Annotated in this window: 14 protein-coding genes; 13 read left to right on the forward strand and 1 reads right to left on the reverse strand. The window is 31.8% G+C overall.

Annotated elements, in window-relative coordinates; genetic code table 11:
* Positions 1 to 304: 304 nt before the first annotated feature.
* The 13 genes from HRG09_RS10160 to HRG09_RS10220 all read left to right on the forward strand — a co-directional run bounded on the left by HRG09_RS10160 (position 305) and on the right by HRG09_RS10220 (position 14,633).
* Entirely contained in the window at positions 305 to 652 is a 348-nt protein-coding gene (locus HRG09_RS10160) for an ArsR/SmtB family transcription factor (protein ID WP_086707734.1), read from the forward strand.
* A 28-nt stretch (positions 653 to 680) separates the two neighbouring features.
* The gene (gene arsB, locus HRG09_RS10165; RefSeq protein WP_086707737.1) at positions 681 to 1,730 is read left to right on the forward strand and encodes an ACR3 family arsenite efflux transporter; all 1,050 of its coding nucleotides are present in this window, start codon (positions 681 to 683) and stop codon (positions 1,728 to 1,730) included.
* 32 nt (positions 1,731 to 1,762) lie between these two features.
* On the forward strand, positions 1,763 to 2,167 hold the full coding sequence (gene arsC, locus HRG09_RS10170; RefSeq protein ID WP_000428327.1) for an arsenate reductase (thioredoxin): 405 nt from the start codon (positions 1,763 to 1,765) through the stop codon (positions 2,165 to 2,167).
* A 64-nt stretch (positions 2,168 to 2,231) separates the two neighbouring features.
* On the forward strand, positions 2,232 to 2,591 hold the full coding sequence (gene arsD / locus HRG09_RS10175) for an arsenite efflux transporter metallochaperone ArsD (protein ID WP_000717836.1): 360 nt from the start codon (positions 2,232 to 2,234) through the stop codon (positions 2,589 to 2,591).
* An 18-nt stretch (positions 2,592 to 2,609) separates the two neighbouring features.
* Positions 2,610 to 4,370 (forward strand): arsenical pump-driving ATPase, encoded by a 1,761-nt coding sequence (gene arsA, locus HRG09_RS10180; protein ID WP_086707743.1) that lies wholly within the window; start codon positions 2,610 to 2,612, stop codon positions 4,368 to 4,370.
* Positions 4,371 to 4,409: 39 nt separating this feature from the next.
* The gene (locus HRG09_RS10185) at positions 4,410 to 4,691 is read left to right on the forward strand and encodes a HesB/IscA family protein (RefSeq protein WP_086707746.1); all 282 of its coding nucleotides are present in this window, start codon (positions 4,410 to 4,412) and stop codon (positions 4,689 to 4,691) included.
* A gap of 26 nt (positions 4,692 to 4,717) precedes the next feature.
* Positions 4,718 to 5,143: a protein-tyrosine phosphatase family protein gene (locus tag HRG09_RS10190; protein WP_086707748.1), complete on the forward strand. Its 426-nt coding sequence runs from the start codon at positions 4,718 to 4,720 to the stop codon at positions 5,141 to 5,143.
* Between the two features lie 238 nt (positions 5,144 to 5,381).
* Positions 5,382 to 6,422, forward strand: coding sequence for a nucleotidyltransferase domain-containing protein (locus HRG09_RS10195; protein ID WP_030025495.1), 1,041 nt, complete (start codon positions 5,382 to 5,384; stop codon positions 6,420 to 6,422).
* Positions 6,423 to 6,436: 14 nt separating this feature from the next.
* A complete protein-coding gene (locus tag HRG09_RS10200) occupies positions 6,437 to 8,245 on the forward strand; it encodes a ThiF family adenylyltransferase (protein ID WP_086707750.1) in 1,809 nt (602 codons plus the stop codon).
* Positions 8,246 to 8,258: 13 nt separating this feature from the next.
* Positions 8,259 to 8,732, forward strand: coding sequence for a Mov34/MPN/PAD-1 family protein (locus HRG09_RS10205; protein ID WP_217447990.1), 474 nt, complete (start codon positions 8,259 to 8,261; stop codon positions 8,730 to 8,732).
* A gap of 17 nt (positions 8,733 to 8,749) precedes the next feature.
* The gene (locus HRG09_RS10210) at positions 8,750 to 9,862 is read left to right on the forward strand and encodes an SAVED domain-containing protein (protein WP_086707752.1); all 1,113 of its coding nucleotides are present in this window, start codon (positions 8,750 to 8,752) and stop codon (positions 9,860 to 9,862) included.
* Between the two features lie 358 nt (positions 9,863 to 10,220).
* Positions 10,221 to 10,757: a hypothetical protein gene (locus HRG09_RS10215; RefSeq protein WP_250670022.1), complete on the forward strand. Its 537-nt coding sequence runs from the start codon at positions 10,221 to 10,223 to the stop codon at positions 10,755 to 10,757.
* 342 nt (positions 10,758 to 11,099) lie between these two features.
* Positions 11,100 to 14,633, forward strand: a complete 3,534-nt coding sequence (locus HRG09_RS10220; RefSeq protein WP_174100678.1) for an SIR2 family NAD-dependent protein deacylase — start codon at positions 11,100 to 11,102, stop codon at positions 14,631 to 14,633.
* A gap of 152 nt (positions 14,634 to 14,785) precedes the next feature.
* Here the strand turns inward: HRG09_RS10220 and HRG09_RS10225 are convergent, their stop codons facing one another.
* The gene (locus HRG09_RS10225) at positions 14,786 to 15,475 is read right to left on the reverse strand and encodes a hypothetical protein (RefSeq protein WP_086707758.1); all 690 of its coding nucleotides are present in this window, start codon (positions 15,473 to 15,475) and stop codon (positions 14,786 to 14,788) included.
* Positions 15,476 to 15,477: the final 2 nt, after the last annotated feature.

The raw sequence follows: 15,477 nt of genomic DNA on the forward strand, positions 1-15,477 counted from the left end.
CGAATATCAGAAAAATAAAATTAGTAAGCAGCACTTTCCGATATGGTTAATTTTTATTTTTTTGACTGGGCCTATAGGATTTATTATTTATATCTTTTGGGATAAGAAAAAGAGTACAAACTTTAAATAAGAAAATCTAATGTGAACTTTATGTAAAGGTAAGACTTTTTCGTTGAATATATAAGCAAATAGTTATATACTTATTTCGGAAGTGAGAATAAAGTAACTTGAAGGAATAATACATTTTGTTTTTACACAACATATAAGCATATGCTTATGTAATTATAAAGAGGTAGGTGTAGATATGGAAAACACAGTTGTAGAAGTAACAAGAGTATCCCAATTACTGAAATTATTAGGAGATAAAACTAGATTAACAATAGTATCAATCCTTAAGCAACGTGAATGCTGTGTCTGTGAACTTCTCGAAGTATTTGATATGAGCCAACCTTCTATCAGTCAGCATCTTCGAAAGTTAAAGGATTTAGGTTTAGTACAGGAAGAGCGTAGAGGTCAGTGGATTTATTATTCTTTAAATCAAGCAAGTGATTTATACACGCTTTTAGAAGATATTTTAGCGCATGTACCAGACCAAACAGAGAAAATTAAACAAATTGTGAAGAGCAATCCTACACTCCGGTGTGGTTGTTAATAAATAGTTAGAGAGGGAAGTGAGAAGGATGAGCAACACGGGGAAAAAACGTCTGTCTTTCCTAGATCGATATCTAACCCTATGGATTTTTCTTGCGATGGCAGTAGGAATTGGAGTTGGATATCTATCACCTGGATTCGTTGATGGAATGAATAGTTTACAGGTAGGAACAACGTCTATTCCACTTGCGATTGGCTTAATCTTAATGATGTACCCACCGCTTGCAAAAGTTCGCTACGAAGAGATGGGGCGCGTTTTTAAAGATGTAAAAGTATTAGTATTATCACTGGTACAAAACTGGATTATTGGTCCTGTTTTAATGTTTGCTTTGGCTATTATATTCTTACCAGATAAGCCAGAATATATGGTGGGCTTAATCATGATAGGTTTAGCTCGTTGTATTGCGATGGTTATCGTATGGAATGATTTAGCGAAAGGTGATACAGAATATGCGGCAGGATTAGTAGCATTTAACTCTGTATTCCAAATGTTATTTTTCTCAGTATATGCTTATGTGTTTGTAACAGTTATTCCAGAATGGTTAGGAATTGAAGGTGCTGTTGTAGATATAACAATGGCAGAGGTTGCAAAATCAGTGTTTATATATTTAGGAATTCCATTCATCGCAGGAATGTTAACACGCTTAATCTTTGTAAAAACGAAAGGACGAGAATGGTATGAAAAAGTATTCATTCCAAAGATTAGTCCAATTACTTTAATCGCATTACTATTTACAATCATTGTGATGTTCTCTCTAAAAGGAGAAGTGATTGTTAGCGTACCATTTGATGTTGTACGCATTGCAATTCCATTACTCATTTACTTTGTAATCATGTTCTTTGTCTCTTTCTTTATGGGCAAAAAAATCGGTGCAAGTTACGGGGTATCAACAACATTAGCGTTTACAGCTGGAAGTAATAACTTTGAATTAGCGATTGCGGTAGCTGTAGGTGTATTTGGAATTCAGTCAGGTGCAGCCTTTGCAGCGGTTATCGGACCTTTAGTTGAGGTGCCAGTTATGATAGCACTTGTTAATGTAGCACTTTGGTTCCAACGTAAATACTTTCAAACACAATAAAAATAAACAATCATAATAAAGGTGGAATTATCATGGAAAACAAGAAAACAATTTACTTTTTATGCACAGGAAACTCATGTCGTAGCCAAATGGCAGAAGCTTGGGGTAAAAAATATTTAGGTGACAAATGGAATGTACTTTCTGCTGGTATTGAGGCACACGGAGTAAATCCGAATGCAATTAAAGCAATGAAAGAAGTAGACATTGATATTACGGACCAAACATCTGATATCATTGACCGTGACATTTTAGACAAAGCAGATTTAGTTGTAACACTTTGTGGTCACGCAAATGATGTATGTCCGACAACACCACCTCATGTAAAACGAGTTCACTGGGGATTTGATGATCCAGCGGGTCAAGAATGGTCTGTATTCCAAAGAGTTCGCGATGAAATTGGCGCACGCATTAAAAAGTATGCTGAAACAGGAGAATAATTGAAAACAAAATAGGCCGAGAATTCTTTCTCGGCTTTTTTATAAAGAAGGGGAGAAATCAGAGATGAAAAAGATTGAAATTTTTGATCCTGCAATGTGTTGTTCTACTGGAGTTTGCGGTCCAAGTGTTGATCCAGAGTTAATTCGTATTTCAGTTGCTGTTAACAACTTGAAGAATAAAGGAATTGATGTGACTCGTTATAATTTGGCAAGTGAACCAGATGCATTTGCCAATAATGTTGTTATTAGTCAACTATTAACAGATAAAGGACCAGACGTATTGCCTGTAACCTTGGTAGATGGAAAAGTAGTAAAAGAAAAAAGTCACCTGACAAATGAAGAACTTACACAATTAACAGATATAACAGTAGAAGAGTTGAGTCAAAAGCCAGTCGTACGTTTAAAGTTAAACGTGAAAAAATAAAGAAAGAAGTGAAAGGCAATGACAAACTTATATAATCCAAACACAATAGCATTCACACCATTTTTGTTCTTTACTGGTAAAGGTGGAGTAGGAAAAACATCTACTGCATGTGCAACAGCTATTACGTTAGCTGATATGGGGAAACAAGTTTTATTAATAAGTACTGACCCAGCTTCTAATTTACAAGATGTGTTTGAAATAGAACTTACGAATAAACCGAAAGAAATTCCAAGTGTTCCAAATCTACAAGTAGCAAACTTAGATCCTGAAACAGCAGCACTTGAATATAAAGAACGTGTTGTTGGTCCATACCGTGGAAAGCTCCCTGATGCTGTTATTGCAACGATGGAAGAGCAATTATCTGGTGCTTGCACAGTAGAAATGGCTGCATTTGATGAATTCTCTACGGTACTTACGAATAAAGAATTAACATCAAAATTTGATCACATTATATTTGATACAGCACCAACAGGTCATACGTTACGTCTTCTTCAACTTCCTACGGCTTGGAGTGGTTTCCTGGAAGAAAGTACTCATGGGGCTTCTTGTTTAGGGCCATTAGCAGGACTTGGGGATAAAAAAGAGTTATATAATCAAACGGTTCAGGCACTATCTAATCCAAACCAAACGATGTTAATGCTTGTTACACGACCGGATAGTTCTCCATTACAAGAAGCGGAACGAGCAGCTCATGAATTAAAAGAAATTGGTGTTTGTAATCAATTTCTACTTGTAAATGGAATCTTGAAAGACTATATGCAAAATGATGATGTCTCGAATGCATTGTTTAAGAGACAATCACATGCGTTAGAAACCATGGCAGAAGAATTAAAAAATCTTCCTACTTATGAAATTCCATTAGTACCGTTTAATGTTACTGGGATAGAAAATATGAGAAAACTGGTTCAACCAATGGGAAATCTCTCAATTTCGAATGAAGAAGCAAGTACCGTCTCTATTCCTTCACTTCAGACATTGATTACTAATCTTTCAGAATCAGGAAAACGAGTGATTTTTACAATGGGAAAAGGTGGTGTCGGAAAGACTACGGTAGCTTCAGCAATTGCAGTAGGTCTGGTGGAAAAAGGACACCATGTTCACCTAACTACAACTGATCCCGCAGCACATATTGATTATGTCATGCATGGAGAACAAGGGAATATTACGATAAGTCGAATTGATCCAAAAGTAGAAGTTGAAAACTATCGTAAGGAAATCATAGAGCAAGCAAAAGATACAGTTGATGAAGAAGGTTTAGCATATCTTGAAGAAGACTTACGTTCTCCTTGTACGGAAGAGATTGCAGTCTTTCGTGCTTTGGCCGATATTGTTGAAAGAGCTAATGATGAAATTGTAGTAATTGATACAGCACCAACAGGTCATACCTTATTATTACTAGATGCAGCACAAACGTACCATAAGGAAATTGCACGTTCTACCGGTGAAGTACCACAGTCTGTGAAAAACTTATTACCACGTTTACGTAATCCAGAAGAAACAAGCGTTGTAATTGTAACACTTGCAGAAGCAACACCAGTTCATGAAGCAAGCCGTCTGCAAGAAGATTTAAAACGTGCGGATATTACTCCTAAATGGTGGGTTATCAATCAAAGTTTTTACGCAACACATACAAGTGACCTCGTGTTAAGAGGAAGAGCACAGTCTGAAATACAGTGGATTCAAGAAGTGCAAAAGGAATCACAAAATAACTGTGTTATCATCCCTTGGCAATCGGATGATATTGTAGGATATGAGAAGCTTAAAGCTTTAGTGAAATAAAACATTTTTAATTAGTTACTATGAAGGGGAGAAATGAAAATGAATATTACAGATAAAGCAAAAGAATTTATTGAAACTGCTATGAAAGAAAATGGTGTTACAACATTACGGTTTACATTTGATGGTGCTGGCTGCTGTGGTCCTAGCTATGGTATTAATTTAGGCGAAGCACAAGAAAATGATGTCACAGAAATAGTAAACGGTATTCAAGTCGCAATAGATCCAAAGGTAGCTGAAATCGTTAATACTTTAACATTAGACTATGTAGAAGACCAACAGGGTGCAGGCCTTGTTATCAGTGGCGGATCGAATTGCTGCTAAGTAATAATTGAAGGAGATTAACAAACATGACTAACTATCACGAACTCGTAAAAGGAAAAGTATATATTGGTGGAGTAGACGCTATACAAGATGCAGTAAAAAAGCACGGGATTACAGAGGTGTTTGACTTACGTGCTGGAGGAGAAGAACCAGAAGGATTTCCGGCTGGAACTAAACATCATGCTTATCCTATCGTAGAAGGTGTAGAAGGGCAAGATGAGTCAGTAAAAAATGCAATTGCGGCGGTCAAAGAAGCTGTTGAACAAGATAAGAAAGTGTTTTTCCATTGTTCTGGCGGACGTAATCGTACAGGTACAGTTGCTACAGGATTGTTAATTGAATTAGGAGTAGCTGATAATATAAAAGAAGCGGAACAAAAAGTGAAAGAAATTCGCTCAATAATTAATATAAAACCTGAGCTCCGAGAAGTGTTAGGTAATTTATATAAATAATTTATGTTTAAATACCTTAGTTAAGTAATAACTAAGGTATTTTTGGTTTTAAAATAAAATTGGATTGAAAATATCTACTCTCACTGTGATTTTACCCATAAAGTTATGGCTAAAGGAAGCAAATAACTTTGCTTTGGATTAATTATTAATCCATAAATTACAAATTAAAGAGATAATAATTTCCAATTTGGCATGTACATAGTACAATGAAATTATAAATGAAAAAGGTGTGTGGTTTATGGCTACTATTCAATTTTATTTTTCTAAATTTCATGAAGATATCAAACTTAAAAACACTGAAGAAAATGCAATTCTAAAAAGTAAAAGAGAGATTATAATTAAAAAATTAAGAGAGAAAATTTCTGTTGATGCACCCTCCTTTACTATTACAAATCAAGGAAGTTATGCAATGAAAACAGGTGTTAAACCTTTAGATGGAGACTATGATATTGATGTTGCTTTATTATTCGAAATGTCTAAAGATCAATTCAAGCCTGTGGAAGCAAAAAAGTGGGTATATGATGCTCTTGTTGGTCATACCAAAGAAGTCAAAGTAAAAGTCCCGTGTGTAACTGTAACTTATCAAAAAGGTGAGGAACCTGTATTCCATGTTGATTTAACAGTATATGCTAATGTGAATTCTGACAATGAAACGTACATTGCAAAAGGTAAAATCAATAGCCTAGAGCAAAATAAGTATTGGGAAATTTCAAATCCTAAACGCTTAATTAATGAAATAGAAAATCGCTTTACTTCTGGAGATGAGCGGGATCAATTTAGGAGAATTATAAGATATTTAAAAAGATGGAAAGATATTCACTTTAAAGAAAAAGGTAGTGGGAAACCATCAGGAATTGTTTTTACCGCTTGCGCTATGCAATATATGACTTTATATATAAAGGATGCTTTCACAGGCGAAAAAGCTATAAATGATTTACAAGCACTAATTTCATTATTAGAAAAAATATTAAACAATTTCACTCTAAACTTTAATATAAATACTAATCAAAATGAAGAACGCTTAAAAATCAGTTTACCTGTTCCCCCTGGAAACGACTTACTTGAGAAAATGACTAACATTCAGATGTCTAATTTCAAAGCAAAATTAGAGTCTTTATTGGATGTATTAAAGGAAGTTAATACAGAGCCTGATATTATTGAGGCAACAAAGTTGTTAAATTCCGTATTTGGAGATTCGTTCCCTGTTGCAACTAATGAAGAAACCGCTGTTGCTAAAAGACTAGCAATTGCTACTGATAGCCCATCAGCTAAGCTATAAAGAGAGGTTTCAATATGTTTGAACGTATACAAACACATTTAAATGATAATTGTAAAGACTTAATCCAAAGTTTAAAAGTTTTACCCCCTGAGAGTTTGTATCCAAACTCTCAATTTGTTTTCTTAATGGAAGGAACAATCTGTATCAATGAAAAAAAAGCAGATATTTCAATTGCCTTTAATCGTTTATTTCCTCATTCTTTGCCACGTATTTATTTAAAAGATAGAAAAATATTTGGATTTATTCCACATGTAGAACCATCTGGATTAATCTGTTTTATGAATGAACAAGGATTAGTGCTAGATACAAATCATCCACACCATATTGTTGAAGAAAGTTTAAAAAGAGCAATTAAAACTTTAAAAGAAGGCATTCAAGGTGTGAATAAAACGGATCTTTTTGATGAGTTCGAAATTTATTGGAATAGAAAGAAAGATTGTCAGGAGATTTTATCAATTGTTTCTCCTTCTAAGCAAATAAAAAGTTTTGAAGTAATCCAAGCTAACGATGGAAATTTAACATTTTTAATTGAGGAACGCAATGAAGAACAATTATTAAAAATGATGTCGCTATTAGGAAACTCCAATATTAATGATAAACCTAATTGTTATAATGGGATTTTTGTACCTTTAAAAAATTCGATAATTCCTCCAGATTTTGATGAGGATTGGTCATTCAATCAAATAAAAAAAATTATTATCAATAACATTTCTTCTCAAAACAAAATTATCTTAAATCAATTCCTTAATAAACAGCGAAATCAGTTTGATTCTACAATCTTTGTAATGCTGTCAATTCCTAGATTTAGTGAGGGAAACTCTTTAATTGTTTTTGAATTTAAAAATCTAACATGGAAAGATAATACAAAAGAAAAAACACGAATTGCAAATAAATTAAAATCAACTATGCAAAAAATTACATGTACTTCTAAAATTAATTGTTTCACAGTAAAGAGACTATACCTAGAACACCTATTACCTAGAACAGGTGGAAACATATTATTAACCTCTAAAAAAATAGGGATTATTGGTACTGGTGCTCTTGGCAGTAGAATAGCTATGGAGTTAGTTAGGTCGGGAATAACAAATTTAACATTAATTGATATGGATATTATCGATTTTGATAATATTCATAGACATGAACTTGGGGCAAACAGTATTTTATTTGAAAATAAATCCCGTACTTATTACTACCCAAAGGTAACTGCATTAAAAAACGAGATTCAAAGGAAATATCCACACTGTATAGTAAATACAATTGCTAAAGATGTTAGAAAAATAAATTTATCTACCTTACAAGAATTAGATTTAATAGTTATTGCTTTAGGTGCTCCTACAATTGAAAGATATTTAAATGGAAAATTTCATGAGTTTGATTCATTTCCACCAACAGTCTATACATGGATTGAACCACTCGGGATAGGTGGACACGTCCTTGTGACATTGAATAATAATAAAGATGGTTGTTATGAGTGTTTATATACTTATGACACAGACGCTAATGCCCCTTTAAAGAATAGGGCTTCTTTTGCAGGATCTAATCAATCCTTTTTGAAATCATTATCTGGTTGTGGAACTTCGTTTACACCTTATGGTTCCTTAGATAGTTTAGAAATAGTGGTTCAATGTTCAAAAGCAGTAATAGCTGTATTAAAGGGAAAAGAAACAAATAACCCGTTAATTTCTTATAAAGGTGAATCAGAAGACTTTGAAATAGCAGGTTATAAATTATCCAGTAGATACACATCTTTTAACCAAGAACAACTAAACGACATGAAATATAAATATAAAGCTTTAAAATGTCCAGTCTGTAATTCTCGATAGGAGAGCGAAGTCTTTGAAGAATATAATTTGTAATACAAGGTCAGAGAAAATCTTAAAAATTAACAATATAGCTTTAGAGAAAATTAATCATCATCTTCAGATTAAAGAAATAGATAACGAAGCAGGCGGCGTAATTGTAGGAAGAGAATTAATTTCAAGTGGAAATTTTGTTATAGACGATATTTCTACGCCCTTGAAAAGAGACATAAGAAAAAGACATTTTTTTAACAAGTATCTTCCTGATCATCAAAAATTCATACAACAAAAATGGACAGAAAGCCAGGGAACTTGTAGTTATTTAGGAGAGTGGCATACTCATCCGGAAGATAAGCCTACTCCTTCATCTTTAGATATATGTTCGTGGAAAAATGTCTTAAAGAGAACTGTCTGTGATGAAGTAAGTTTATTTTTTATTATAGCTGGAAACAAAGAGATAAGAATTTGGGAAGGATTTGTGCATGATTTAACCATTGAACAAATTTATTGAAGGGGAAGTGTGAAATTATGGCAAACGATAGACGCCCACTAACATCTGCTGAGAAAAATGAATTATGGAGTTCTAGTGCAGGTATGTGTTCGTATGAGGGATGCAAAAAAAACTTAGTTCTACAAGCAAAGAGTAAAAGATCTAACATTGGGCAGATTGCTCATATAATCGGGCATAGCAATGGAGGGGCAAGACATGAATTTATGGAATCCTATGGATTTACTAAAGATACTTTAGAAGATCTTAGGAATCTAACTTTAATGTGTTATGATCACCATAAATTAATAGATGACCACCCAGAAAAATACCCTCCGGATATGTTGTTTGCAATGAAAAGGAAGCATGAAGAATTCGTTAAAACTAGATTAGATACTTCTAGAAAGCATTTAGCATTAGTTCATAAAACAATGCATAGTCCAACAGACGAGATTCTACTATCTGAGAACCTTAGTAAATATCTAGTTGATTGTGTATCTCTTCAAGAAATATTTGAAAATTATACAGAAGATGGATGGAATAAGATAAAAGGAAGGAATTCTGAATTATTGAATGAACTTAAAGAATTAATGAGTTCGCACAATGGCGTTGCAGTTGAAGTTTTCCCATTATCCCATGTACCTTTACTTGTACATTTAGGTGCCATTATATCTGATACAATTCCTGTTAGTATTTATCAGTACGATCGTCAAAATGGAATATGGGTATATGACACCCCTTGTGATGAAAAGTCTTCAATAGAAGCCATTTCGCCCAACATTCAAATTAATGAAAAGGAATCTAAGGTATTAGCAATAAGCGTTTCGCTAAGTGCCCCGGTTCACTTAGATGATATTAATGCTGTTTTAACAACCGAAGATTACGATCATCTAGATATAGGTCTACAAACCCCTAAAGTGGATGCCATATTATATAATGAACAAGTAAAGAACATACAACAAATTTTCAAATCAACAGTTGAGTCTCTTAATAACAAAAATAGATATGATGAGATTCATTTATTTTATGCTGGACCAGCAGGTTTAGCTGTTGAAATCGGGCGTTCTATTAATAAAAATATGTGGCCATTTGTTAATTTGTATCATTATCAATATAGGGAATCACCTAGATATCAATGGGCGTTTAAAATATAAAAAATTAATATATGTAATTTGTTTTCATAGGGAGATTTACCCATAATAAGAGCCTGATTTTCTACTCGAAGAAAAATTAGGTTCTTATTTTTTTATAGCTTAGTTGCTGTTCATTCTTCACTCTTCCTTTTTGAATGAGTTTCTTCTACTAATTTTTAATCTTATAGAAAGTAACTTAAGGTACGTCTTTACTTCAAAGTTAGAGTGTTTTATTGGTGAAATCCAGGGGTATTCTTGCTAATAATGTTAACTTTTAAAATTATTTAAAGGTATCTCTGTAGACTATAGTCACAAAAAGCGTTATGGTCTATAATATTAAATGATAATTTTTATTTTAAAAGAGGATGAAATTCAAAACATGAATGTAACAATCAGTGATACTTTAAGAAAAATTGAAATTCCTGAAATGTTAAGAGAGTATTTATTGAAAAGTAATAAAATGGTAGATTCTTTAAGTCTAGAAATGCTATTAGAAATTGAAGACATCTATATTTTCTATAAATCTCTATACAAATTTGATGAAACAGAATTTAGTGTGAATGTTATTAAATCAATTGAAAGGTGTAAAGAGACTGCAGGATTTTATTTTTATTTAAAAAAGGTATTGGAAGGTGGGTTGCAGATATCGTCTAAAGGGAATGAAGATAAAGAAATTGATGGAGTATTGAAAATTCCAAAGGACTATGTTAATGAGCAAGTTAAGTGTATTACAAGAGAATATATTGAATCGATTAATCAAATATACAAAAATGAACAGCATATTAATATAAATAATGTATATAAGAATATAGGTAGGTTAGAAGTGTTAGGTGATATTTTAGAAGATAGATATCTGAAAGGTTTACTTTCATCTGGAAATGAATTATTGAAAAATTATGAGGGAAAATTAATTTAAATTATAAATTATTTCTCAAGAGATAAATGACTTATAATTAGTTAGATTAGCTTTTTATATAACCGTGTAGAGATATAAAGGAAATGATATAATTCTAAGAATCAATTCTGTAAGTGGCAATTTAAAATAATTATGTGGTAAATAATAGGCTTAATTAAAATAACCCTTAATCTGACCAGGTTAAGGGTTATTTTAATGCTAATAAATATAACATTGGATAAAGATGGTGATTAACAGTAAAATTATAAGTAATATTTATATATTACTAGAAGATATTGTATTGGGTAAATGTAATATTGCGTATAAATGAATAATTCTAAATTTATAATAGGGGAGCTATATATGAGTGTAGAAATTGAAAGATTATATAAAGAGAAGTTAGACATGTATCCACATCTTAAAAATATAAGAGAAAAATTATGGGCAAGTGAAGGGAAAAGTCGTGTCTCTGTTATGGTGGGTGCTGGTTTTAGTTTGAATGCCCAAAAAATTGAAGAATCTATGGAGGGAATGGCTGTTTGGCCAGACTTAAAGAAAAGGTTAATCCAAGATTTAAGTCATCATGAAAATATAGAAAATGAAGATGTATTAGATATTGGACAAATTTATGTAAAAGAATATGGTAGATCAGGTTTGGATGAGATTTTGAAAAAAGCTATACCTGATGAAAATTATGAACCAGATGAATTACATTACCAACTATTAAAACTTCCTTGGACTGATATTTATACGACAAATTATGATACGTTATTAGAAAGAGCTAAAAAACACGTATATGAACGTAATTATCAAGTTATTTATGATATTAGTGATATCCCTAGTTCTGTGCAGCCGCGTATTATTAAATTGCATGGTAGTTTCCCTGCAAATAGACCGTTTGTTTTTACATCGAATGATTATGAGAAATATCCAAAGAATTTTAGTCCGTTTGTAAACATGGTCCAACAATCTATAATGGAAACTGTGTTTGTATTAATAGGATTTTCCGGGGATGATCCAAATTTCGAAAGATGGACCACGTGGGTTTCGCAAAACTTGGGTGAACATATGCCGAAAATCTATATGATTGGTTACGGGCAAAAAGATCGTGAATCTGATCTTGCAAATAAAGGGATTACACTGATTGATTTTGAGTGTATTTATCGTGGGCATGAAAATCCATTCCAGCAAATGTTTACAGATGTATTCGGATTTTTGGAATATAAAGAAAGAGAAGAAAAAATGAAATGGCCGCATCGTAAATATAATAAATCTAATTTGGATATCTCAGATTTAGAATACAATCGTAAAACTTATCCAGGTTGGATTGTAATGCCAGATGAAATTAGAAGAAAACATTCGACAAATATTCGTAGTGTGGGAAGAGATTTTTTTATTAATCTTGGAAAAAAGGAATTACAAAGCGAAGTATTTGCTTATCTGAATGAAATTTTATGGTGCTATGAAAAATTTTCGATTCCATTTGAGTATGATATACATAAAGAGCTTCAAAATCTAGTTGATAAACAAAATAAAATTAATAAAATGTTATACCCATTAATTCTTCGCTTATTGAAAGAAGCTAGGCTGGATTGCGACCAAAACAACTTTAAGAAGTACCAAGATTTATTAGAAAAGCTGACTTTAGATAAAGAGCAACAACACTATTTTATTTATGAAAAAGTACTGTATCATTTGAATTTTGGTGATATTAAAACCGTAAAAAATTTGCTGCAACAATGGAATGTGGGATCAAAAGAGATTGAATGGGGCATTAAGAAAGCGATAGTTATTACAAGAATCAATGGGAAAGATAAAGCAAAGAAAATGTTTGAAGAATATTTACAAACAATTCGAAAGTTACTTTCTATAAAGCCAGATGATTATCGATTACTGTCATTAGAAAGCATAGCGCTTCATAATCGAAAGAGAATTACACAGGAATGGGATTATGGGTATGATAGATTAAGATATCTAGCCGGAAAATATTGTGATGCAAACAAGGAATTTGATCGAACAATTATATCAATTAAAATGTATGAATACACACTAGGTAAAAAAGAGAAGATAGGGTTTGATTTGGGTACTAAGAGATCCACTATGAAATTTGGTGACTATATGAAACAGGAGCTTTTAGATTCATATGCAGTTTTACAAATGCAAGAAATATATGGCCTCACTATAAATGATAAGTCCCAATATATTTTAGCCCTTAAAAATATTAAGGAAATTTATCCATACTATTCACAGATTAAAAGACTGAACTATATAACAGTGAAAAAGATAGATGAAATATATTCTAGAGAAGATGTATATTCATTGGATAAAAAAAATTTAGACATTTTAGTATTAATATTGAAAAATGTAATTTCTTGTGAAGAGAGACCAATAATGACCGTCAATATAGCATTAGAAGTTTTATCAAGAATTTATTTTGCTTTATCAGTTGAAACACAGAAAGAAATAGATAACGAGGTATTGAAGTTTATAAGTGGAAAAGAAAGCTATGAGGTAAATGATAAGGAAATTCTAGTAAAACTTATTCGGAGAATTTACTTTGCTAAAAATAGAGAACAATCTAAAGTTTTTTGTGAACAGTTAATAAAGACTGAAATAAAAACTCAAAGTTATGCTGATAACTCGGTGTATCAGAATATGTTTTTTGAACCCCTACTTATAATTTTTGAGGAAAGAAAAGATATAGTTAATATAGAAATTTCAGAAGAACAATTAGAACTATTATTAAAAAGGCTTAATGATGAGGTCGATTATAGTATACGAGAAAGTGCATTGATTAGGCTAACATTCCTCGCGATAACTAAGAGTCTACCTGAACGCTACTATAAGCAGTTTATATCTAAAATTCAAGGGCTTTCAAAAGAGAGAGAACATGGAATTAGTGATTTTATATTTAGTAACACTTTTGATAAAATTATTTATTCCAACGAAGTATCAAGTAAAGAAGAACAAGAGGAGTTTTTGAAGAAAAATATACCGCAATTTTATAGTAAAGGTACATGGTCATACGGTTTAGGGTTGAGCCATTATTTTCAAGAGCTGACAGGAATTTTTGTTGATTATGTAGGTAGCAAAGAAAAACAAATACCTGAACATGAAATATATAAGCAGTGGTTGGAAAAGTTTTATGTTTGGTGGGAAAGTCAGAAAGAGGGGCTATTAAGAGAATATGATAAGAGAGATTCAGTTTTCAGGGATCCAGAAATTTATTTAATATCAGTGATAGTAGCTCTTAAAAATAACATATGGGGTACTATACCTAAAGAGTATTTGGATGAGAACGATAGAAATAAAGCAAATCAAATCTTTTATGAAATCCATGAAAAAAGACCAGATTTATCAATCTATTTAGTGCCATGTTTGCAAAGGCTAAGTATTAACATCAATTATTCAATAGAAAAAGTTTTAAATGGATTGTGGGACAGTGATATTAATAAGGTAAAAGCAACAACAGAGGTCTTAAATGATTATCTAATATTTATTGATAAAGGTGAAATTGTAGAAGATGCAAATGCCATAAAGCGAGAAATGTTTAATATGATGAGGTATGGATCAAAAAAAGTACGAAAAATAACGATTAAATCCATTTATTATACATTGAAAAATACATCAGTTATATTTGAGGACAACGATTATCAGATAATTATTCAATATGTTAATAGTTATTTAGAGGGAATCAACAAAGGGCATATAGAAGTGGCAACACTAGAGGATTTTGAATTACTTGCAAGCATTGCTGGTATGGTTGCGAATATATGTAAAAATAAAATAGATGTTGTGGGTAATAGTCTTGATGAATGGAAAGAGTATATTCGCCTCCACCGATTACCAGAAGTAAAAACGTATGCAGATTTGTTTGATAATCCAGTTGATGCGTAAAATCTATATTGTTAGAGAGTGTAGGATAAAAATAGTTCAGTTATTTGGTTTGAGAACTGTAATCAAATGTTTTCATTGATAATATATAAAATTGTATTATAAAAGAATCCATTTTAAAAAATGGATTCTTTTTGTTTGGGACATGTTCTCCATTATTTTTCATTGAAAAAATCAGGAAACATTTCTTGTAGTTTATTGATAGGTTCTTCTAAATTACTTTTTTCTGAGGGCTCTATTGAGTCTTTAGAAGTTTTGAATAGGGTTTTCAAATTTGTTAAGCTACTATTTTTATCAATGCTAGCGTTGAAATCTAAAAGATTGTCTTTGAGTCCTGTTTTTTCTTGTAAGTGAGGGAAGGAACTAGAAATAGTTAATTGATCGTAAAGATTTTTATAATGTTCAACTTGAACTTTAAGCTTTTTAATTTGTAAATCTTTTTCAGCAGCTATTTGCTTTATATGGATAACTTTTTGTTCATCTTTTTTTAGGATATGGAGTTCTTCATATAATTTAATGAACATTGTCTCAAACCCATGAAGTGCATTAATAATTTTATGGGTATTACCCTTATAAATTTCGAAAATTTGTTCAATGTTCGGAAAATATACCTCATCATCTTCGCTTAAACCAATTGTTCGATAAATAGGTTTATTTAATTCAGCTATAGTTTTTTCTAATCTTCTCTTCCAGGTGTTTCTTCCAATACCAGTCTCTTTTTCAAGAAGAGAATAGGTTAGATGTACGTGCCCTAATCTGTTTTTAACTTCTAATGCAAGTTCTTTTAATTCCTGATCAGTAAAAATTCTAGGCCGCCCTGAGTTTTTTTGTCTTCCTTTTAGCATCA

Origin of the sequence: Bacillus sp. Xin1 (assembly GCF_013314535.1) — a bacterium.
GTDB lineage: Bacteria > Bacillota > Bacilli > Bacillales > Bacillaceae_G > Bacillus_A.